Below are 22,281 nucleotides of genomic sequence, written 5' to 3' on the forward strand. Positions count from 1 at the left end.
TCTAAAAAAACAGGAGCTGTATGTGGCGTACAGCTCCCTCAAGGCATGGGTTGTTGTGATGGTTTGAATCAATGACAACGTTGTCTAGATTCTAATATAGTTTATGCTATAAAGAAATGGTTGTCTCGACACTTATATCAATGCAAACATACATTTATTGCAATGGAGCAGCCAAAAAGCGCCCGATTTGATTGTTTGCTCCATCATGGAGAGAAAAAACTCCGGTAATGGTCCAGATTCACTTGATCACGTAGAAGTCCCAAAACACCTGATAAATAAAGTTTTATTTTATCGTACGGTTTCACCAATCAATTCTTTGATTTCCGTTTGCTTTCCTTCCGCAAATAAGTGGACGATTTTACTGCCGACAATGACACCGTCACAATAAGCAGCTAATGATTTTGCCTGTTCTGGATTAGAAATGCCAAATCCGGCTAAGACGGGAACGCTGCTTAAAGCGGTTAGTTTCTTCAAGTAGTCCAATGTATTTTTATCATGCTGCTGACGCTCTCCGGTTGTTCCGTTCACGGAAACAGCGTATAGAAAACCTTCTGAGTCCTGTGCAATTTTCTCCAGACGCTCATCCGGGCTGGTCATCGCAGCTAAACGGATAAAGGCAATGGATTGATTAGATAGCGCAGCTGCAATATCTTCTTCCTCTTCCATTGGAATATCTGGAATAATAATCCCATCTACTCCCGCAGTATCACAGTCTTTTGCGAATTGCTCGTAGCCATAGTTCCAAATAGGGTTAATATAGGTCATCAAAATAATTGGGATGCTCCGTGCTTCTTTTTGTTTTCTGACCTCATCGAGTACCAGCTTTAGCGTGGTTCCTTCTTGTAATGCACGCAGTCCGGCATCCTGAATCACAGGACCATCAGCTACTGGGTCAGAAAAAGGAATACCTAATTCAATTGCAGATGCGCCGCTTTCTTCCAGGAATTGAATGCGTTCATTGATTTGATTGATTCCTCCGTCACCAGCCATCATATAAGGAATAAACAGAGGCTTTCCTGTTGCTTTTAATTCATTTAATGTATTTTCTAGTTTATGCTTCCCCATCGGAATTTTCCTCCAGCTTTGCTTTGACTTGTTCTACATCTTTATCTCCGCGTCCGGACAGGCAGATAACTAACGATTGCTCCGGAGACATTTCTTTTGCAAGCTTACATGCATAGGCAACAGCATGTGCGCTCTCCAGAGCAGGAATAATTCCTTCTAATTTTGCAAGCAGCTGAAAGGCTTCCAATGCTTCCTCATCTGTAATGGAAGGGTAGGTTACCCGGCCAGTATCATGCAAGTGGCTGTGCTCCGGTCCAATACCTGGATAGTCTAATCCGGCAGAGATAGAGGCAGCTTCTTGAATTTGGCCTGCTTCATCCTGCAATAAATAAGTAAACGTGCCATGCAGCATGCCTGGAGAACCACCCGTTAGCGTAGCTGCGTGCTCATTGGTAGTAACGCCTTTTCCTGCAGCTTCAACACCATACAAAGCGACTTCCTTATCATCGACAAAAGGATAGAACATCCCCATGGCGTTGCTGCCACCGCCAACGCAAGCTACGACTGCGTCTGGAAGCTTTCCTTGTTTCTCAAGGCTTTGCTGTTTTGTTTCTGCGCCAATCACTGATTGAAAGTCCCGTACAATGCGAGGGAAAGGATGCGGGCCAACCACAGAGCCGATAATATAATGGGTGTCGTGGACATTATTCACCCAATAGCGCAATGCTTCATTCACTGCATCCTTTAAGGTTGCACTGCCTTGAGAGACTCCGACCACTTTTGCACCTAACAACTCCATACGAAAAACGTTAAGCTTCTGTCTCTTGATATCTTCCGTGCCCATAAAAACGATGCACTCTAAACCAAGCAGAGAACAGACGGTTGCTGTAGCTACGCCATGCTGTCCTGCTCCGGTTTCAGCGACGACTTTCTTTTTGCCCATCCGCAAAGTCAGAAGCGCCTGGCCAATCGTGTTATTAATTTTATGTGCACCGGTATGGTTAAGGTCTTCCCGCTTCAGATAGATTTTTGGGCCGCCTAGATGCTTGCTTAATTGTTCTGCTTCATATAGCGGCGTTGTTCTGCCAATGTATTCTGTCAGATAATTATTTAATTCCTCCTGAAAAGAAGGGTCATTTTTTGCAGTTTCATAAGCTTCTTCAAGCTCTAAAACAGCTGGCATAAGTAATTCCGGCACATATCTTCCGCCGAATTTACCGTATTTTCCTGATTTGTCTGGGAATGTATATGATTGCATGTTATCGATTCCTTTCTACAGTTGTTCGTTTTGCTTCCTGAATAAAAGCTTTTATTTTATCTGAATCTTTTCTTCCATCCGTTTCCACCCCGCTGGAAACATCCACAGCAACCGGTTTTACCTGCTGAATGGCTTCCGCGACATTTTCCGGTGTCAGCCCGCCAGCCAAAATAAGGCGTTCGGAAAACGTATTTCCTTTTAATGTAGACCAGTTAAATGTAACCCCATTTCCTCCATGTGCATGGGGCAGGGGGGGACTATCCATCAGCAGGTAAGCTGCATCATATTGCGCCGCTTGTTTGACACCTTTTTCTGTCCCAGGAAGTGATTTAATAACAGGAAAGGTAAAGCTGCTGACAGCTTCAGGAGATTCTTCTCCATGCAGCTGTACAAAATCGAGTCCTGTCGCCCGAGCGATTTTTTCTATTTCCTGCTTCTCTTTGTTGACGAAAACGCCGACACTTTTTACGTGTTCCGGCAATGCCGCGATAATGTTGGCTGCCTGGTCTACGGATACTTCCCGTTTGCTTTTGGCAAAAACAAAGCCTAAAAAATCTGCTCCAGCGTCGACAGCAGCTTCCGCTATCTCCGGAGATGTGATTCCACAGATTTTGACGAGCATATCAAGAGGCTCCTTTCGTGGAGGAGAGAGGCACCTGCAAGGCCTGCATGTCTGCTTCCACTTGATTGGAGCGCATTAATGTTTCCCCGACTAAAATCGTATTAGCCCCGGCATCTCTTGCCAGTTCTGCATCCTCTTTCGTACGCATGCCGCTTTCAGAGATAATGGTAAGCTCCCCTTTATCGATTTGCTGAACAAGCTCCGCCGTTGTTTGTAAATCGACTTCAAAGGTTTTTAAATTACGGTTATTGATTCCGATGATTTTCGGGTTGACTGTCAAGGCGTCCTTTAATTCGTCCGCATTATGCACCTCGCAGAGCACTTCCAGCCCTTGCTCTGTTGCATAGTTGTAAAGACGCTGGAATCGTTCAAGCGGCAGGGCAGCAAGAATTAACAAAATAATGGAAGCTCCTGCATTTTTCGCATCGTCAATTTGTATTTCATCAATCATAAAATCCTTACAGAGAACTGGGACCGAGACCGCTTCACTTACTGCTTTGAGATCATCTAATGAACCGTGAAAAAAGCTTTCATCGGTTAAAACAGAAATAGCAGCCGCTCCAGACTGTTCATATTGCTTGGCTTGCTCCAGTATATCGACGTCCATTTGAATTGCCCCTTTGGAAGGGGAAGCCCGTTTGATTTCAGCAATAATTGATAGATGATCAGCTGCTTGAACATTTTGATGGAGAGAGTAAATTGGATTTTTTCGCGTATGCTTTCCGGCTGCTTGTAATTTACGAGCAGCGACCTCCTGCTTTTTCTTATCAATAATTTTTTCTAAAAACGTCATTTATACCACCTCTTGTTTTGCTTCCTGGCTATAGTCAACCAATGTATCTAATTTTGCTTTGGCATTTCCAGAGAATACACTGTGTCTGGCAATTTCCATTCCATCTTTCACGGAATCTACATGCCCGATGGCGAATAAAGCAATCGCTGTATTAAATAGAACGGTATCCAAATAAGCACCGGGTTCTCCATTTAATACAGAGAGCAAAATTTCTGCATTCCGTTTTGCGTCGCCGCCTTCAATCTCTTGGTTGGTGTAGACGGAAAGACCGACCTCTTCCGGATGGATGCTGCCTGCTTTTAATTCATTGTTCTCCAGTAAAATATAGTTGTTTTCCCCCTGCAGAGAGGCTTCATCCATTCCGCCCGCTCCATGAATAACTAACGCACGCTTCCGGCCGAGTGTTTGCAGGGATTTTGCTACAATCGGCAAGGCATCATTTGAATACACGCCAACCAGCTGGGAATGCAAAGCAACCGGATTGGTTAATGGACCGACCAGGTTAAAAATGGTCGGTGTCCGAAGCTTCTGACGTACACCGGCAATCTGCTTCAATGTAGGGTGAACATGCTGGGCAAATAAAAAGGCGATTTGATTTTCCTGCAGCATATATTTCATTTGCGACTTGGTTAAATCAAGCGAAACACCAAGCTCTTCTAATACATCTGCACTTCCAGTCTGGCTGGAAATCCGGCGGTTTCCGTGCTTTGCAACTGTCACGCCGGCACCGGCTAAGACAAATGCTGCACAGGTGCTGATATTGAAGCTGTTTGATCTGTCTCCTCCTGTTCCACAGTTATCCATTGCGGGAAGCTCCAACTCAAATTGAAAAGGAGAATTGGTATGGATTACTTCTGCTAAACCGGCCAGTTCTTCTGCTGTCGGCTGCTTCATTTTTAAAGCTACTAAAATAGCGCAAAGCTCTGTATCGGAAACATCCTCCTGGAAACAGGCATTAAATAATGCCTTTGTTTCTTCAAATGATAAATCTGTGCCTTTAAGTAATTGGTTAAAATACGGTTTCATTGGGGTACTTCCTCCTTTTGCTTCGTCAATTTCTCAACAAAGTGAGAAATAATCTGCTTTCCATCCAGTGTTCCAATGGATTCCGGATGGAATTGCAATCCGTAAACAGGATATGTCTGATGGGTCACACCCATAATTTCATCATCATCTAAAGCTGTTGCTGTGATGCGCAGCTCGTATGGTACCGAGATATGCTCCGCTGCAAGAGAGTGGTATCGCATAACTTCAACCGGGTTGCTGAGTCCTTGGAACAGTCCAGCGTCATCATGGTGAATCAGTGATGTTTTTCCGTGCTTAATGGTAGAAGCCTGAATAACTCTGCCGCCGAGCGCCTCCATGATTACTTGATGGCCTAAGCAGATTCCCAGTATCGGCAGTTTTTTATAAAAAGCCTGCACAATCTGGATGCAATTTCCGGCGTCCTTTGGAGAACCCGGTCCAGGCGAGATAATAATGGCTTTTGGTTCTAATTTTTCAATGGTTTTGACAGTCACTTCATCATTGCGAATCACTTCAACATGTACACCGCATTCGGAAACATATTGGTACAGGTTATATGTGAAAGAATCATAATTATCAATTAATAGAATCAAGTTCAGGCACCTCCATAAATGATCTTCCTTTGTTAATGGTTTCCATATATTCATTGAATGGAACGGAATCATATACAAGACCGGCTCCAGATTGAAAATAAGCTTTGTAGTTCTTGATAACAATCGAGCGGATAGCCAGTGCAATATGCACATCATGTTCAAAGTTGATAAAACCGATTCCCCCGGCATAGGGACCGCGCTTTACGGTTTCCAGCTCATTAATAATCTGCATTGCCCTGATTTTCGGTGCGCCCGATACGGTTCCAGCTGGCAGACAGGAGATAAGTGCATCAATCCCTGAATAATCCGGGTGCAAGATTCCGGTTACTTCGGAAACAATGTGCATTACATGCTGGTAACGCTCAATCGTCATATAAACGGGAATCTCGATACTGCCGACTTCGCAGACACGGCCTAGATCATTTCTGCTTAAGTCGACTAACATCCGGTGTTCTGCCCGTTCTTTTTCATCGGCAAGCAGTTCTTCTGCGAGTGCCTGATCCTCCAGTTCATTCTGTCCGCGTTTTCTTGTTCCAGCAATCGGATTGGTGACAACATGGCTGCCCTTGGTTTCTATCAAGCTTTCCGGAGAAGCGCCGAGCACAGTGTAATCTTGAAAATCAATGTAAAACATGTAAGGGGAGGCGTTATATCTCCTTAATTGTTCATAAAAAGAAAGTCCGAACTCTCTTTCGTTTTCAACCTCTCTTGAAAAACGCTGGGATAAAACAACCTGAAAAATTTCCCCTTTTTGCAAATAATCCTTTGCAATCTGCACGTTCTCTTCAAATTTCTGCTGATCCATTTCCGGTATAAAGGCATATTTTTGTGGAACAGGGAGTTCGGTAGTCCTTGCTTGATCAACATGCTGTTTCAGCTGTTGAATACGCTGTTCACGATTTTCTTCCGTGCCGCTGTTTCGATCGATTGCGATAAGATGCAGTTCATTCTCTTCATGGTCAAAAATAATTGTATCTTCAAAAAGCATGAAATGGATATCCGGCATATTCCGGTCATCAAATGGTGCTGGACCGATATCTTCAAAAGCCTGAATCGTATCATAGCCAATATAACCAATTGCTCCGCCATAGAAGGGAAGGGAAAGAGATAAATCAAGCTTCGGCATCGTTTCTTGTAAGAAATGCAATGCGTGCTGATGAACAACCAGCGGTTCTACATGGGAAGCACTGATTAGCGTTGTTTCTTTTCCACGCCCAATGATTTCTTGATAAGGGTGAAGGCCGATAAAGGAATAGCGTCCTTTTTCCTCATGTGGAAAGCTGCTTTCCAACAGATATTTTTTTGCTTTCGGCAAGCTTTGGAAAACCTGAATAGGGATTAATCCATCGATAGAATACGTTTGATGCGTTACCTGTGCCGTCATGATTTCTCTCTCCTTTATAGTTGAAAATTCTGTAATTCTTATTTAAGAAATAAAAAAGTCCTCTATAAACACAGTTATGTGCTTATAGAGGACGATAGGGCCGCGGTGCCACCTCTGTTAGAAAGATTCATCTTTCCATCTTTATCAGGTACAGGAAACCTCCGATACCCTATCCGTATAACGTCGGAAATACGTTTTTTCCTACTCCATTTGCCAGCGGGCATTTTTCGGAAAAACACTCTGAAGTCCATTCAATAATTCCTGCATACTGATATTCCACCAAGTTATCAGTTCTCTGTTATGCATGAAAAATTATTTACTACTCTTCATCATCGTTTGTAATATATTGTCTCATAAAAATCAAAAAGGCCCCTCATCCATATATAAAAGGACGAGGGACCGTGGTACCACCTTTATTAGCTGACGTGCAGCTCACTCTAAAAGAAGATTACTATCTTCTGAGTTTCCATAACGAGAAACCATTCCGCCAAAGCCTACTCCGATACTGTTTCGGTTTGGAGCTCCGAAGCCCATTCATCACAAGGATACTCGCTGATTCACAGCAGCCATCAGCTCTCTTTAGAGTTCACCTGTAATTACTCTTCTTCATCAACGCCACTTCATTTAATTGATTGAAATCTATACTAAACGAAAGGACAGGAGGTTGTCAATAGATTTATAGAAAAAAATGAAATTATCTGATTTTACTCCCCTTCAAATACTTCAAATTTATCGGCCAACGGGATCCGTTCTTTCTCTTCGGGCGCTTCGTCAAAGTAACCCATATGAATAAAACCGGCAATTTTTTCATTTTCCTTCACACCGAGAATTTCTTTTACTTTTTCATCATAGATATGCGGGTTTGTTTTCCAGACAATACCTAGTTTTTCTTCCCATGCCAGCAGCCAAAAATTCTGAATCATTGCGGAAACAGCACCAAAATTCTCATCCCATTGTTTGGGGATATCGGAGGTTTCCATGATGACGACTAGAATAGCATTTGGCTCGTTCAGATAATTTTCTCGATTTTCCTGTCTTTCTTCAGGATATGTAGATGCAATTTTTTTGGCAAAGCTGGGAATGTGATCCTTGTCAACGAACAGAAAGCGCCAAGGCTGTCTCATTCCATGGGTAGGAGCCCAGATAGATTCCTCTAATAATTGCATAACTGTTTCTTTGGTCACTTTTTTATTATTATATCCTGTTTTGACAGCACGGCGTTCCCGAATTAATCTTGCAAGTTCTGTTCTACTCATGAAATAAACTCCTATACAATTTAATTGATAATAATTATCAATTAAATTGTACCGAATTTATAAAATTTTTGCAAATGAATTTTAAGCAGTGTTTTAAGTAACCGCCAGTATTTCTAAAAATAGTTACAGTTCGGCTAGAAAATTTAACTACTATTTTACCTTTTGTCCAATGAATGGGAATATTGTAAATTTTATAATATTAGATAGGTGTTTAAAATTCAGCAGATATACGTTTTGCCCATTTCTATTTTATCTCCCACTATCTTTGACCTCTATAAAACCGGCGCGAATTCTAATAACTCGACTTTCATACCTAAAAATAAGCATATATATCTTGCTATTCCAGGGGGAACGTGTTCTCCATTATCATGCTTGCATTTTGGTGAAATATCCGGCCATTTTGGAATTGGTGATGGTGCATAGCTCCGCTCCGGCCAACCACTCCGCTTTCCATGGGGACGGCTTCAGCTAACTTGAAAAGAAAACCGCTTTTCAAGTGGATCTTCAGCTCGCCCTGTTCCCATAGGAGTCTGCGTGGTTGGCCTGCGCTCTGATAGGATTCTGCAGCGAATGAAAGAAATAAGATTTTAATAAGCTAGACGAAATAGCAGCTTTCGCCTGGATAACCAATCATGACAGTATGGATATGAAATTCAGAGAATAGCTTCGATGCACAGAAAGGAATCTTGGCGGAACATTTTACCATGCAGCATGAAAAATAGGTTCTATCTGATTAAACATCTATTTGGTGAGTTGTTTTTTTACGTATAGAATATCTTACTAGCGGAGGCGGACCGTTTTGACTCCTGAGGGATCAGCACCATCTGAAGATCCACTTTTGTCAAGTGTCCTTCTTGGCAAAAGTTAGCTGAAGAGCGTGCCCCTAGGAAAGCAAAACGGTCCGCCGCAGCGGTGCTTTACACTTCGCCTTCTATATCTTTGTCAAGGGGGTTATCGAAGGAACAATCAACTCCTGTTTCTATAGAAATGACGTTACTTTTTATGTGCGAAAGTTGAGCTAATAATTAGTTTTTAGAAAAACCCCTGCTTTTGTTGAAATGGTAATTTACTGAGAGCTTGCCACATAAGAATATAATAACTTTCTATTTTAATTAATCTTTTTTGAAATATATTTTAAAGGAGGTTTGTTTCTTGAGTGATTTATTAAAGAATTTTATATCTGGTGAGGTGCTTACAGCGAATTTTGAGGAAACGAAACCAAGCTTTAATTCCCAAGAAGCATTGGATGAAGCGAATCGCTGCTTATATTGTTATGATGCGCCTTGTATTACTGCATGTCCGACAGGGATTGATATTCCGGGATTTATTAAAAAAATTGCTTCCGGGAACTTGAAGGGCTCTGCAACAACAATTATGGATTCGAATCCGGTTGGAGCTAGCTGCGCACGAGTCTGCCCGACAGAAGAATTATGTGAAGGGGCTTGTGTTCTAAATGACGCTACGAAGCCCATTCCTATTGGGGATTTGCAGCGGTTTGCGACAGATTGGGCAATTAAAAATGAAGCGGTTCTCTTTCATGCTGGCAAAAAGAATGGAAAAACAGTCGCTATCGTTGGAAGCGGTCCTGCAGGCTTATCAACAGCCCGCGAATTAGCGCGGCTGGGCTATACAGTAACTATTTTTGAAGCGAAAAGGGAAGCGGGAGGGTTAGATACATTTGGAATTGTTCCCTTTCGTTTGCCTAAGGATATCTCCTTCTGGGAAGTAGAGCAAGTGAGAAATTTAGGTGTAGAAATACGAACGAATACGGAAATTGGCAAGGATATTTTCGCAGAGGATCTTATGGACCAATATGATGCGGTGGTGCTTGCTGTTGGCATGTCCAAAGTTCCAATGCTTGGAATAGAAGGGGAAGAATTAGAGGGGAACTTCGATGCCATTGATTTAGTGGAAAAATCAAAAAATGGGGATTATCCAAAGGATTTTATCGGAAAGCGTGTTGCTGTCATCGGGGCAGGAAATACAGCGATTGATGGAGCTACGACATCAGTCAGACTTGGCGCGGATAACGTAAAGATTCTTTATCGCAGAACGGAAGCGGAAATGACTGCTTATGATTTTGAATACGAGTTTGCCAAACAGGAGGGTGTGGAATTTAGATGGCTTACCAATCCGAAACGTCTTATCGGTGATGAAAATGGTCATGTAACACAAATGGAGTGCGTACAGATGGAATTACAAGAGACTGGCAAGGATGGAAGGCCTCGGCCAGTGGAAATCGAAGGATCCGAATTCTTAATGGATATTGATATCGTAGTGAAGGCTATCGGACAAACGAGGCATCAGGAAATCATTGAAGCCTTTGGCCTGGAGCATAATGGAGGCGTTGTGAAGGTCGATCCGGAAACGTTTATAACGTCTCATCCCAAAGTATATGCTGCAGGAGATGTGATTTTTGGAAAAGGAATTGGAGAAGCAATGGTGGTGACGGCTGCCCAGCAGGGGAAGGATACAGCGTTGGCGATTCATAAGCGTTTCAAGCAATCTGTAACAGAGAGTTCATAAAAGATTAGGAGGATGAAAATGGCTGATATAAGTATTGATTTCGCTGGAATCAAATCACCTAATCCGTATTGGCTGGCATCTGCGCCCCCGACCAATACTGGATATCAAGTACAGCGTGCCTTTGAAGCTGGGTGGGGAGGGGCTGTATGGAAGACATTAGGCGAGCCCATATTAAATGTCACTTCCCGCTTTGGTGCAAGTCACTTTAACGGGCAGCGGGTCGCCGGTTTTAACAATATAGAGCTGATTTCCGATCGTCCATTGGAGGAAAACTTAAAGGAAATCTATGAAACGAAAAAGTTATATCCAGACCGGGTAATTATTGCTTCTTTAATGGTAGAACCCGAGCGGGAGAAATGGCATGAGATTGTAAAGAGAGTGCAGGATGTTGGAGTGGATGGGTTTGAATTAAATCTTGGCTGTCCTCATGGAATGTCTGAAAGAGGGATGGGTGCAGCTGTTGGTCAGCATCCGGATCTGGTAGAAAGGACTACGATGTATGCCAAAGAAGCGGCAGAGGTTCCAGTCATTACGAAGCTCACGCCAAACATTACGGACATAACAGCAACCGCAAAAGCTGCTGCTCGGGGCGGGGCAGATGCCATCAGCTTAATCAATACAATCAATAGTTTGATAGGTGTAGATTTAGATACTTGGAACACGGTTCCAAATGTGAATGGAAAAGGAGCGCATGGCGGGTATTGCGGACCGGCAGTGAAGCCGATTGCATTAAATATGGTCGGAGAATGCGCAAGAAATCCAGAAGTTAACATTCCGATATCCGGAATTGGCGGGATTTCTACGTGGCAGGATACCGTGGAATTTATGCTGATGGGAGCCGGCGGTGTGCAAGTATGTACCGCAGCGATGCATCATGGATTTCGGATTATTGAGGATTTAACAGAGGGGCTGGAAAATTATTTAGATGAAAAAGGGATAGATTCGTTAAGCGACATCATCGGAAAATCTGTGGAAAAGTACACAGACTGGAGCAATCTGGATTTAAATCATAAAGTGGTTGCCCGTATTAATAATGATGTCTGCATTAATTGTAATAAATGCCATATTGCCTGTGAGGACACGTCTCATCAGTGTATCGAAATGCTTACAGATAAAGATGGAAATGCTATTTTACGCGTAAGAGAGGAGGACTGTGTTGGATGTAATCTATGTTCTATTGTTTGTCCGGTAGATGGAGCAATCGACATGATTGATTTGACACCAACGGAACCGCCGATGTCCTGGAATGACCGCCAGGCAGCAATTCATATGCTTGAGAAACGCTAATTGCTAGAGTTTAGAAATTTTTACTGGAGGAATCGAAATGAAAAAAATTATTAAAAATGGAACGATTGTTACAGCAACAGACACGTATCAAGCGGATGTGTTGATTGAAGATGAAAAAGTGAAAGCGATTGGACAGGATTTAAGTGATGTGTATGCAGAGGTTATTGATGCAACAGGCCTTTACGTTTTTCCTGGGGGTATTGATCCGCATACCCATATGGAAATGCCATTTGGCGGTACGGTAACGAAGGATGATTATGAAAGCGGAACTATTGCTGCTGCACATGGCGGGACAACAACAATCATTGACTTTTGCTTAACGGAAAAGGGAAAAACATTAAAAAATGCTTTGGAAATATGGCATGCCAAATCAGAAGGCAGGGCAGTGATTGACTATGGATTTCATTTACAAATCGTAGAAGCAAACGAACAGATTTTACAAGAGATTCCTGCGGTTATTGAAGAGGAGGGAGTTACTTCCTTTAAAGTATTTATGGCTTATAAGAATGTTTTACAAGCAGATGATGAGACACTTTTCCAAACCTTAGTTACTGCTAAAGACCATGGCGGATTAGTAATGGTGCATGCAGAGAATGGGGATGTAATTGAACATTTAACGCAAGAAGCATTAAAAGCAGGGAACACCGATCCAATCTATCATGCGTTGACCCGCCCGCCAGAACTGGAGGGGGAAGCAACCGGCCGGGCAGCAAAACTGACTGCACTGGCTGATTCACAATTATATGTCGTGCATGTCACCTGTAAAGAAGCAGTAGAGCAAATTGCGGAAGCTAGAAGTAAGGGATTCTCTGTTTTTGGGGAAACCTGTCCGCAATATTTGGTGCTGGATCAAACCTATTTGGAAAAGCCTGATTTTGAAGGCGCAAAATATGTATGGTCCCCGCCATTACGTGATAAATCTAATCAGGAAGTGTTGTGGAATGCTTTGAAAAGCGGAGAGCTGCAAACGATAGGCTCTGACCATTGCGCATTCGACTTTGATGGACAAAAGGATTTAGGAAAAGGTGACTTTACCAAGATTCCAAATGGCGGGCCATTCGTGGAGGACCGCTTTAGTATTCTATTTTCGGAAGGTGTAAAAAAAGGGCGTATTTCCATTAATCAATTTGTAGACATGGTGTCAACGCAGACAGCGAAACTGTTTGGTTTATTTCCGCAAAAGGGAACGATTGCTCCAGGTACGGACGCAGATATCGTCTTATTCGATCCGAATGCAGAACGTACGATATCCGCCAACACGCATCATTCAGCCGTCGATTATAGCGCCTTAGAGGGGATGAAGGTAACCGGACAGCCAGTAACTGTTTTATCGCGCGGAGAATATGTCATCAAGGATAAAGAGCTGGTTGCTAAACCAGGAGCAGGCAAGTTCTTAAAACGAGCTAAATTTAATTCTTCGCAAACAAATCAGCAGGAAGTTACACCTAATAGAAGTTAGTACAAATAATCCATAGCTGCTTGCGGAACGAAAGAGGTGAAGCGGCTTTTTGGATTCATCAAAGAGGAGAGAGGCGATTGCATTGCAGGGAAAGGATAAAAGTAGTTCCTACTTAAAGTCTCCAGATTTACTTCCGGTGAAGCATGGTGAGCGAAAGATTGGGGTAATGGGATTTTTTGCGATGTGGATAGGAATGGCCATCCTGCTGGCAACTTTTGATATTGGTGCTTCAGGCATCCAGGGTATATCACTGCCATGGGTTGTTTTAGCTACGTTGATTGGGTGTATAGCGATTGGAGCATTTATTACCATTATTGGTGATATCGGTGTAGAGCATGGTATCTCCTTCCCGGTTTATATGAGGGCGCCGTTTGGGACGGTAGGTACGCATATACCTTCTTTAACGAGGGCAGTCACGGCATCGTTTTGGTTCGGGATTAACACCTATTTCGGTGCAACAGCGATTAATGCGATACTGCATACGATGTTTGCCGGGTTTGATAATTGGCTGTTATGTTACCTTGTTTTTGCGCTTGTCCAGCTTATAAATACAGCTTCCGGTATCAAATGGGTAGAACGTTTTGCAGATGTAGCTGCGCCAATTATTATTGTCATGTCTTTAATTATTTACCAAACGCTAAATGCAGACATTCAGGCACAAGGGGCAGATGTTTGGGCCTGGGTAGCAAGTCCGGTAACTGGTGGAGCTGCATTCACGGCGTTTATGGTGGTTCTTTTTGCTAACATGGGATTCTGGGCAACACTGGGCTGCGATATCCCGACCATCTCCCGCCATTTCAAAGCTCCTAAGTATGAAAGAAATTGGTTTAAACGGAATAAAACAACCTTAATCGGCAGTCTCGTCGCTCTTCCTCTTACAGAAGCATTTATGATTATGATTGGTGCCGCAGCATTTATTGTTGCCGGGACTTCGAATCCAGTTACAGCACTGCAGGATACCGCATCTGGGTGGATGCTTGCTATGTTGCTTTTCATGATTGTGTTGACACAGTGGTCCACGAATACAGCTGCAAATGTGTTACCTGCTGCTGCTGTTTTCTCTAATGTCTTAGGGCCAAAAGTTTCCCACGCAGTTGCTGTTTTTGTTGCCGGCATTGTCGGTACGGTCATTCAGCCTTGGAGTGTTTATGAAATACTCACGCAGGTTCTCTTGATTATTGGTGCCGTCTTATCCTCGGTCAGTGGTATCCTGTTTGCAGATTACTATTTACTCCGAAAACGAAGAGTGAATGTTCCTGACTTATATAAGAATAGGGGCCAATATCGTTTTAATGGCGGCGTAAACATCGTTGGCTTTATTTCTTGGGCCATTGGCGGCGCTGTGGCTTTAATCTTTATGAATTATTCGTTTATTGTCGGTTTTATAGTTGCGGCGGCAGTTTACTACGTGCTGACGAAATATTGGTACTTCCACAAATTTCCGCAAGCAGAGATTACGGATCCGGATGATGAAAAATATTTGGGGATTACCGTCGGCAGAGATTGGTCGTTAGATGAGGATGCAGAGAGGGATGAAACAGCTGCCAAATAACAGAATGATTTAAAGGGCGAGGAGGTTATTCATTGTCAAGTTATCAAGAATTTTTACAGGAAAAACAGCTCGTTGATGAGTGGATGAAAAATAATTATAAAATTACTTCCATTGTCGGAACATTGGACGGAGATATGGTCGAATTGGAAAAAGAAGGTGTGTCAGAGAAGCAGTCCATCCTGCTTGAGAATGCTGACAGCAGAAAATATATCACGACATTACTAATCAAACATCAGCTGCAAGAACAATAAATGCAGGAGGAGATACAGTGGAAAAACAAAAAATATCCATTAATGGGGAGAGGCTAAAACAAACCATTGAAGATTTTGCAGATTTCGGGAGAACGGAAAATAATGGTGTAACCCGATTGGCATTATCCGAAACGGATATAAAAGTGAGAAACCATTTTAAAATGGTTTGTGAAGAGCTGGGCTTGACTGTAAAATGGGACGATATGGGAAACATGTATGCAACGCTGGAAGGGAGAGAAAATGATAAGTCTCCGGTCGTAATCGGATCTCATTTAGATTCCGTGGAAAAAGGCGGCAGGTTTGACGGTGTATTAGGTGTTTTAACTGGGCTTGAGGTAGTAAGAACCTTGGTCGAAAGTAATATCAGACCACGGATTCCAGTGGTTGTGGCGAATATTACAAATGAAGAAGGTGCAAGATTTGAACCTTCATTAATGTCTTCAGGAGTCATGTCTGGGAAGTTTGATAAGGGTAACATGCTCCGGTCGGCTGATAAGAACGGTGTAACCTTTGCAGATGCTTTAAAAGCAAGCGGATATGAAGGAAGGAAAGAAAACCGCTTAACGGAGGCAGAAGCTTTTTTGGAACTGCATATTGAACAGGGGCCAGTGTTAGAAAGTGAATCCATTGATATCGGTGTCGTGGAGTGTGTGGTGGGGATGTGCTGCTATGAAATCGAGGTAAGCGGAGAATCGGACCACGCAGGAACTACGCCCATGTCCATGAGAAAAGACAGCTTATTTGCTGCCAATAACCTGATTAATGAAATACGGGAGAAAATGAGTAAACTGGATAATGATCTCGTTTACACGATTGGCCGAATGAATGTGAGCCCGAATATCCATACAGTTATCCCGAATAAAGTAATTTTCACGCTTGAGGCACGGCATAAAGAAGCGGCTGTAATCAGCCTAGTGGAAGAAATTATTCAAGGGTTAGCGGAAACGGATGCCAAAGAAAAATGTGGTGTAGATGTAAAGAAGCTTTGGGATCGTGATACCGTATGGTTTAATGATAAACTAGTGGACTCTTTAGAAAAGTCCTGTAAATCCCTGGACTGCTCCTATAAACGTATGGCCAGCGGTGCAGGGCATGATGCACAATTTATTGCGACCTATCTGCCTGCTGCCATGATTTTTGTACCAAGCGTTAATGGAAAAAGCCATGCCGAAGATGAATTAACTGCATGGGAAGATTGTGAACGAGGGGTAAACGTGGTTTTGCAGACTGTTTTGGATTTAACGGCGAATTAAATACGAACAAAAACAGGTATAGGAAGAATCCCTTTACCTGTTTTTGTTCGTATCATTTATTTTTACAAGGGATGAAATTGTCCGGATACCCCATCAACAATGAAATCCGACGATCCATCTCTTTCATTCCAAACCACCCAGTAAGGACGATAAAATCTTTGTTGCTGTTTTCTCTTTAGTTCTGGAAATGAAATCATTCTCATTTTTAAAGATAAAGACCGATAGATGAATGATTCAGAAATGGAAGTGCAATCCTTCAAGGAGTACTTTTCGGGCATCTGCTGCTCTTTTGAAATTTCAATCGCTTTCCATTTCGGCTTATAATCAATGAGCGATCCCTTGCCGCTAATCGAATCAATGGCACATCCTACTTTTTCATTTAAAGGGAGGAAAAGGCGTTTAGCTTTTACGTTATAACAAAAATAATAATAAGGATAGTAGACGATACGTTCTGCGATAAAATTAGCATGAGGATGTAACCTCTTAAAACTTGATTCAACTTGTTCTTTATTAAATTCTACAGATTGTGTTAACACTTCAGCGCCCAAGCTATCTACCCCTCTAACCTTAAACCGATTTCAGGTTCTATTTCGATATCTTTTCTCTCAACGGAATTTGTATTATCCTGGTTTTGGATAAACTTAGAAATATTACGTGCTTCCGGTGCAAGGTCTTCAAAAATTCCTTTTTCCAGATTTTTTGGAATCTCTTTACTTTGTTTGGCTAAATCATATGCCTCTAGAATAGGATCGGAAGGAGGCATGCCAAATTGATTTCCAACAAACATTGCGATGAGAGAAGCAATTAGGCCGGCTAAAAATGGATGTAATCCGCTTGCATTTTGTAAGGCGAACAGCTCCCAAATAATGTTTATTACGGAGCCGCTGATCATGGCACAAAGGATTCCTATTTTGTTAGCTTTTCTTGCATAGACGGAAGCGACAAAGGGAACAAGGAATGTATTTCCCAATACACCAAAGGCAAACACAACAAGAGCAAATACGGTTGGAGGTTCATAAGTAGCGACGATAATGCCGATAATGCCTCCAAATAAAATGCATAGTCTGGATACCAAAAGCAACTGTTTATGGCTGGCTTTTTTATTGATAAAACGATGATAAACATCACGCGAAAGTGTCGTACCTGCTTGCATCAGCAGGGAATCACAGGTAGACATAATTGCCGCCATGATGGCTGAAAGTAAAACGGCAGCCAATATCCCTGGGAAGAATATATATACGAGTTCTGGAATAACCATTTCGGGATCCGATACAACAGGCATAATTACAATAGCTGATAAACCTAAAATATACGGTGTAAATGTGAACAACTGATTAAAGGCAGCGGACCAAATAATTGCATTTTTTGTCGTATTTGCATTTTGCATAGACATATGTCTTACCGTGACATGCGGGAGTCCCATATAGCCAATGGCATAGATAAGTACAGCTCCTATAATAACTCCCCACTGGCCATAATAAATCAAGTCTTTCCCCCAAATACTTAAATAAGTCGGATCAATCGCCGCCAATTGTTCATTCAGGCCTGACAGACCGCCGACCTTTGGCAACACCATAATACCAATAGCCGTAACTCCAATCAGCATGATAATTCCCTGAATGAAACCACTAACGGCCACAGCAAGATAGCCGCCAGCTACAGTATAGATAACAATAACTCCTACACCAAGAATAAGTGCCCACTCATACGAAAAACCTGACATTGCCGATAATGCTTTACCGGCAGCAATAAACTGAGCGAATGCATAAGCGAAAAGAAATATGATTGCGATAATTGCACCGTAAACGCGTATTCCAAAGCTTTCAAAGCGTTTTTCCAAGTATTCGATTGGTGAGAGTGCCCCGAGAAGCTGGGACAATCGCCTCATCCGTTTCCCCAGTACAGATAAATTGACAATAGATCCGCCGGCATCTCCTATGGCATACCATAATGCATGCCAGCCCTCTTGAAAGGCTTGAGCAGGCCCGCCCATGAACATAAATCCGCTCATTGACGTACTCTGCATACTTATTGCAGTGACAGGGGCTCCAATTTTTCGGTTTCCTAATAAATAATGATCAGCAGATGCAGAAGCACTTCTGGTAAAATATAAACCAATCCCCAGCATTCCCAACAGATAGGTAAAAAAAATGATAATATCCAAATTCATTTCATAACCAGTCCCTTCTGGTAACGTCTTATACTTTATTCATTATGATTTTCGCGTTTTTCATCACGCCGCAATTTAAAATACATAACCAGAGCCAGCGTAACCCAAATTAAAGGCCACGGCAGCATGAATAATACAGTTTCTAGAGGTAAATTAAACATAGACCCACCGCCCTTTTCATGATTTGTAAGCATAGAAACAAGACGTAAAAAAAGATGATTTACGAATTTAGCTGTATCATTGAATAATCCTCTAATTGCCAACAGATAACAAGTTTGTTTCCTCCCTTTTTAGATTGTTTGTTATTTTCAAAATGAACGTAATTTAATTTGACTATAAAGAAACTGCTACATTACCACAATCAGCAAAATGTCAAATGGGGACTAGCGTTATTTTACACAGTGTCTATGAATTAGATAGGAATCCCTTAAAAGCAATTTAATATAATATAACTGACTGTGAGCTTTCTGCATGAAGAGAAGAAAAAGTCAGCTCTAAGCGGGAGCGGGGCAGCCAGTAACGCCTGATAGTTTAATTTTATTCCGTGAAGATTTCTTTTCATCTTGTATTTCATGAAGTTTCCTTTTATCAAAGTTCTTTTATATTGGGATACGCTTCCTCCAGCGATGCCCAATTCAATAGATAATAGGCGCTTAATGCCAGCTCGATGGCTTGCCGGTTGATGGGCTCTGTAAGATTAGTTCTCAGTAATTCTTCAATTTTTTCTAAACGATGGTACAAGGTTTGCCGTACAATAAAAAGTTTGTTAGCGGTTTCTTTTTTGGAGCCCATACATTTCAGATATACAGAAAGTGTGGAAAGCAGATCCGTTTTCATTTTTTTATCATATTGCAAAAGTGCTCCTAAATAATCCTGCACATATGCTTCCAGCTTGTTGCTGTTATAAAGCTCAATCAATATGCGATACACGCCGATTTCTTCATAAAAATACGTCTCGATTAAATTGGCATTTTGAATGAGTATCACATCTTTTGCTTCTTTATAACTGATAGGAGAAGCAGCGTAATCAAGATGGATATTACTGATTCCAAAAGTATACGGATTAGTATTAAAAATGTCTTTTTGTTGCATATGCTTTAGTTCATTAATAATCTCTGTGAATCGAGTTGTATCTTTTGGGGCATTCTTCTGCTTATAGAAGGCAGCAATAACAGCCGTTTCATTCCGGCCAACGGATACAGCAGGAATGAACCCGTTTTTTCTAAACAGGGAGCGAATAATCATCGCTTGCTGCAGCTTGACTTCCTCCCAATTATCTTCTTTATTGGTTACATTATAGGTGTTCGTGTCAATCAGAAATAATCGATAAGACAGGTTCTTTGCCGGAGAAGGCAATATTTTTTGGATTTCACTGCCATCAAGTTCTTTTCCCTTTAATATCTTTCTGACAATCTCTTCTTCCTGATTTTGTTTCCGTTCTTCTATCGTCTTATTTCGAAGCATGATTTGTGCAATTGCAAGTGCTGCCCGATCAATGATAGAGAAGGAGAATTTATCTAATGTGTCAGGGGCTATCTGTAAACATAAATATCCCCAGGTATGTCCCAGTCCTTTAACAGGAAAAATGGTGTAATCCTCCTTGTCCAGTTTATAGCTTGTATAAGGGTTCGGTTTCTTTACATGTTTGATTTGTGTTTTCATTAACTGTGTTTGCTCTTTCATATTTGGAGGGTAGTAATAAGTTTTTGAGTCTAATGGTACAAATAAAACCGGCACATAAAAATAGCCATATAGTTCTTTTAAAATAGTCAAGGTTCCATTCGGTAATAAGGAAAGTTCATTAAATTTTTCTGAAAAACGATAGAGTTGACTCAGCATATGGTGATGATGATTAATAATGACGGTGTGAAGATCTTGGGTGATATCTACGAATTTGACGATTTCGTTAAAGATAATGAAAGGTAAGTCATGATCATTGCCGTATTGAATAATCTCAGGTGCGATTTCTTTAACGTGGGTGCCCAGTTCAATACATATTCCTGCGACATTTTTATTTCTTAATTTGTCCAAGTGATGAAGACCTTCTGGAGAGTCGAATTTCACCCCGGAGCCTGTCGTCAGGATTAATTCACCCCCGTTAATGAAAGATTCCATGTCTCCACTTTCCAGAATATGTGTCCATTTAATTTCACGGTTTAATCCATTTTTGCCGGCCGCTACGACGGCATGTTGGAATAAATCTCTGGAAAGCACGTCCTTTACTTGAATACTCCATTTCTCCATTTATATAAGCCCTCCTCATTTCGTTAAAGCAGAACGTAAAATGATTGACATTTTGTAAAATGAAAAATAAATGAATTGGTTATAGAATAAACTATGTAATACACCTAATATTATGTCAAGTTCAAAAATTTTAGATAGTAAGCTTTTTATCAGAAAATTTTAAATAATTTAAGTGCAGAAAGGAGAAGTTGGGATGGAATCTGTAGAGAAGAAACAATCATTAGTAGAAAAAGATCGTCAGAATGTTTGGCATCATATTTCTCCGTATAGTGAAAAGAATCCGCCAATGATTGTAGAAGAGGGAAAGGGTTCCTGGATTACAGATCATCAAGGGAAACGGTATTTGGACGGAATGTCCGGGCTTTTTTGTGTCAATGTAGGATATGGCCGTGAAGAGTTAGCACAAGCTGCGTATGAACAAATCAAGAAAATGGCTTATGTGCCAATGACACAAAGCCATGGTCCTGCCATTGAGCTGGCGGAAAAAGTAAACGAAATGCTTGGCGGAGACTATGTGATTTTTTATTCCAATAGTGGTTCTGATGCAAATGAAGTAGCTTTCAAAATGGCTCGTCAATATCATCAGCAAAAGGGAGAGGGCACCCGCTATAAAGTGATTTCACGCTATCGTGCCTATCATGGCAGTTCGGCTGGAGCGTTGTCAGCAACAGGTCAGGCATTGAGAAAATATAAATACGAGCCGCTTACCTCCGGATTTTTACATGTAGCCCCGCCTGATAATTACCGTAAACCAGAAGGAATGTCTACGAAGGATTATAATATAGCACGAGCCAGAGAATTAGAAGAAACCATCATTTGGGAGCAGAAGGAGACAATTGCGGCAGTTATTATGGAACCGCTCATTACAGGGGGCGGTGTGCTGATTCCGGATCCTGTTTATGTAGAAAAGGTGCAAGAGATTTGTAACCGTCACGGCGTCCTGCTTATTATCGATGAGGTTATCTGTGGCTTTGGCCGGACAGGAAAAGCTTTTGGACATCAGCATTTTAATATAAAACCGGACATGGTCACCATGGCAAAAGGGCTGACGAGTGCTTATCTTCCATTATCGATTACAGCTGTTCGAAAAGACATCTATGAAAAATTTAAGGATGGTAAAGAAAATAGTCATTTTCGTCATGTAAATACATTTGGCGGTAATCCCGCTGCATGTGCTTTGGCATTAAAAAACATTGAAATTATGGAAAAAGAAAATTTATTTAACTGTTCAGCGGAAGCGGGGGATCGTCTTCTAAACGGTCTGGATGAGCTGCGAAATCTTGACTTTGTAGGTGATATCCGCGGTATAGGCTTGATTATCGGCATAGAAATCGTTGAAGATAAGCTTACCAAAAAGCCTGCCTCCCAAGAATTTGTCGGAGGATTGATTGCTGCATGCAAGGCAAATGGATTAATCATTGGGAAAAACGGGGATACCGTCGCCGGTCATAATAATATTTTGACACTCAGCCCGCCATTGTCCAGTACGGATGATGATTTTGATTTTATGATGAAAGTCTTGAAAAAAGTATTTCATGAAAAAGTAAATTAATGTTTTTTAAATAAGGAACGTAACTTCTGCACCTAAGAATAAGCATATAT

18 protein-coding genes and 2 other annotated features are annotated in these 22,281 nt (G+C 41.7%); of the genes, 7 read left to right on the forward strand and 11 right to left on the reverse strand.

Translation table 11 applies throughout. The annotated features are described in order from the left end of the window. Positions 1-288 precede the first annotated feature (288 nt). The 8 genes from trpA to MKX55_RS04930 all read right to left on the reverse strand — a co-directional run bounded on the left by trpA (position 289) and on the right by MKX55_RS04930 (position 7,937). A complete protein-coding gene (gene trpA, locus MKX55_RS04895) occupies positions 289-1,065 on the reverse strand; it encodes a tryptophan synthase subunit alpha (protein WP_339236521.1) in 777 nt (258 codons plus the stop codon). Next, complete coding sequence (gene trpB, locus MKX55_RS04900) at positions 1,052-2,263, reverse strand: tryptophan synthase subunit beta (RefSeq protein WP_339236523.1); 1,212 nt, start codon at positions 2,261-2,263, stop codon at positions 1,052-1,054. Before trpB ends, trpA begins: the two co-directional genes overlap by 14 nt. Before the next feature lies 1 nt (position 2,264). Then, the gene (locus MKX55_RS04905) at positions 2,265-2,885 is read right to left on the reverse strand and encodes a phosphoribosylanthranilate isomerase (RefSeq protein ID WP_339236525.1); all 621 of its coding nucleotides are present in this window, start codon (positions 2,883-2,885) and stop codon (positions 2,265-2,267) included. Between the two features lies 1 nt (position 2,886). After that, positions 2,887-3,678 carry an indole-3-glycerol phosphate synthase TrpC gene (gene trpC / locus MKX55_RS04910; protein WP_339236528.1) on the reverse strand — a complete coding sequence of 264 codons (792 nt, stop codon included), beginning with the start codon at positions 3,676-3,678 and terminating at the stop codon, positions 2,887-2,889. Then, positions 3,679-4,704, reverse strand: coding sequence for an anthranilate phosphoribosyltransferase (gene trpD, locus MKX55_RS04915; protein ID WP_339236531.1), 1,026 nt, complete (start codon positions 4,702-4,704; stop codon positions 3,679-3,681). Further along, positions 4,701-5,297 (reverse strand): aminodeoxychorismate/anthranilate synthase component II, encoded by a 597-nt coding sequence (locus MKX55_RS04920; RefSeq protein WP_339236534.1) that lies wholly within the window; start codon positions 5,295-5,297, stop codon positions 4,701-4,703. Before MKX55_RS04920 ends, trpD begins: the two co-directional genes overlap by 4 nt. Beyond that, entirely contained in the window at positions 5,281-6,681 is a 1,401-nt protein-coding gene (gene trpE / locus MKX55_RS04925; protein WP_339236537.1) for an anthranilate synthase component I, read from the reverse strand. Before trpE ends, MKX55_RS04920 begins: the two co-directional genes overlap by 17 nt. 84 nt (positions 6,682-6,765) lie before the next feature. Beyond that, positions 6,766-7,023 (reverse strand) — a binding site (T-box leader). 42 nt (positions 7,024-7,065) lie between these two features. Further along, positions 7,066-7,303, reverse strand: a binding site (T-box leader). A gap of 82 nt (positions 7,304-7,385) precedes the next feature. Then, the gene (locus MKX55_RS04930; RefSeq protein ID WP_339236539.1) at positions 7,386-7,937 is read right to left on the reverse strand and encodes a nitroreductase; all 552 of its coding nucleotides are present in this window, start codon (positions 7,935-7,937) and stop codon (positions 7,386-7,388) included. A gap of 1,176 nt (positions 7,938-9,113) precedes the next feature. On the opposite strand from MKX55_RS04930, the gene MKX55_RS04935 reads away from it, so the two are divergent. The 6 genes from MKX55_RS04935 to MKX55_RS04960 are packed head-to-tail and all read left to right on the forward strand — an operon-like array spanning position 9,114 to position 16,265. Continuing rightward, the gene (locus tag MKX55_RS04935) at positions 9,114-10,463 is read left to right on the forward strand and encodes an NAD(P)-dependent oxidoreductase (protein ID WP_339185125.1); all 1,350 of its coding nucleotides are present in this window, start codon (positions 9,114-9,116) and stop codon (positions 10,461-10,463) included. Between the two features lie 18 nt (positions 10,464-10,481). Further along, positions 10,482-11,750 carry an NAD-dependent dihydropyrimidine dehydrogenase subunit PreA gene (gene preA, locus MKX55_RS04940; RefSeq protein WP_339236541.1) on the forward strand — a complete coding sequence of 423 codons (1,269 nt, stop codon included), beginning with the start codon at positions 10,482-10,484 and terminating at the stop codon, positions 11,748-11,750. Between the two features lie 37 nt (positions 11,751-11,787). Further along, complete coding sequence (hydA, locus tag MKX55_RS04945; protein WP_339236543.1) at positions 11,788-13,209, forward strand: dihydropyrimidinase; 1,422 nt, start codon at positions 11,788-11,790, stop codon at positions 13,207-13,209. A 49-nt stretch (positions 13,210-13,258) separates the two neighbouring features. Further along, positions 13,259-14,761, forward strand: a complete 1,503-nt coding sequence (locus MKX55_RS04950) for an NCS1 family transporter (protein ID WP_339182878.1) — start codon at positions 13,259-13,261, stop codon at positions 14,759-14,761. Positions 14,762-14,793: 32 nt separating this feature from the next. After that, entirely contained in the window at positions 14,794-15,012 is a 219-nt protein-coding gene (locus tag MKX55_RS04955) for a hypothetical protein (RefSeq protein WP_339182880.1), read from the forward strand. Positions 15,013-15,029: 17 nt separating this feature from the next. Continuing rightward, positions 15,030-16,265, forward strand: coding sequence for a Zn-dependent hydrolase (locus MKX55_RS04960; RefSeq protein WP_339236545.1), 1,236 nt, complete (start codon positions 15,030-15,032; stop codon positions 16,263-16,265). Between the two features lie 62 nt (positions 16,266-16,327). Here MKX55_RS04960 and MKX55_RS04965 read toward each other — a convergent pair whose 3' ends face one another. From MKX55_RS04965 to MKX55_RS04975, 3 genes are all read right to left on the reverse strand, one after another. Next, on the reverse strand, positions 16,328-16,813 hold the full coding sequence (locus MKX55_RS04965) for a hypothetical protein (protein WP_339236547.1): 486 nt from the start codon (positions 16,811-16,813) through the stop codon (positions 16,328-16,330). Between the two features lie 5 nt (positions 16,814-16,818). Then, a complete protein-coding gene (locus tag MKX55_RS04970; RefSeq protein WP_339182885.1) occupies positions 16,819-18,435 on the reverse strand; it encodes a sodium/proline symporter in 1,617 nt (538 codons plus the stop codon). Positions 18,436-19,023: 588 nt separating this feature from the next. Next, positions 19,024-20,679, reverse strand: coding sequence for a PucR family transcriptional regulator (locus MKX55_RS04975; RefSeq protein WP_339236551.1), 1,656 nt, complete (start codon positions 20,677-20,679; stop codon positions 19,024-19,026). Between the two features lie 193 nt (positions 20,680-20,872). Between MKX55_RS04975 and MKX55_RS04980 the strand changes: the two genes are divergently transcribed. After that, complete coding sequence (locus MKX55_RS04980; RefSeq protein WP_339236553.1) at positions 20,873-22,231, forward strand: aspartate aminotransferase family protein; 1,359 nt, start codon at positions 20,873-20,875, stop codon at positions 22,229-22,231. Positions 22,232-22,281: the final 50 nt, after the last annotated feature.

It is taken from the genome of Oceanobacillus sp. FSL W7-1281 (genome assembly GCF_037969835.1).
Taxonomy (GTDB): domain Bacteria; phylum Bacillota; class Bacilli; order Bacillales; family Amphibacillaceae; genus Oceanobacillus; species Oceanobacillus oncorhynchi.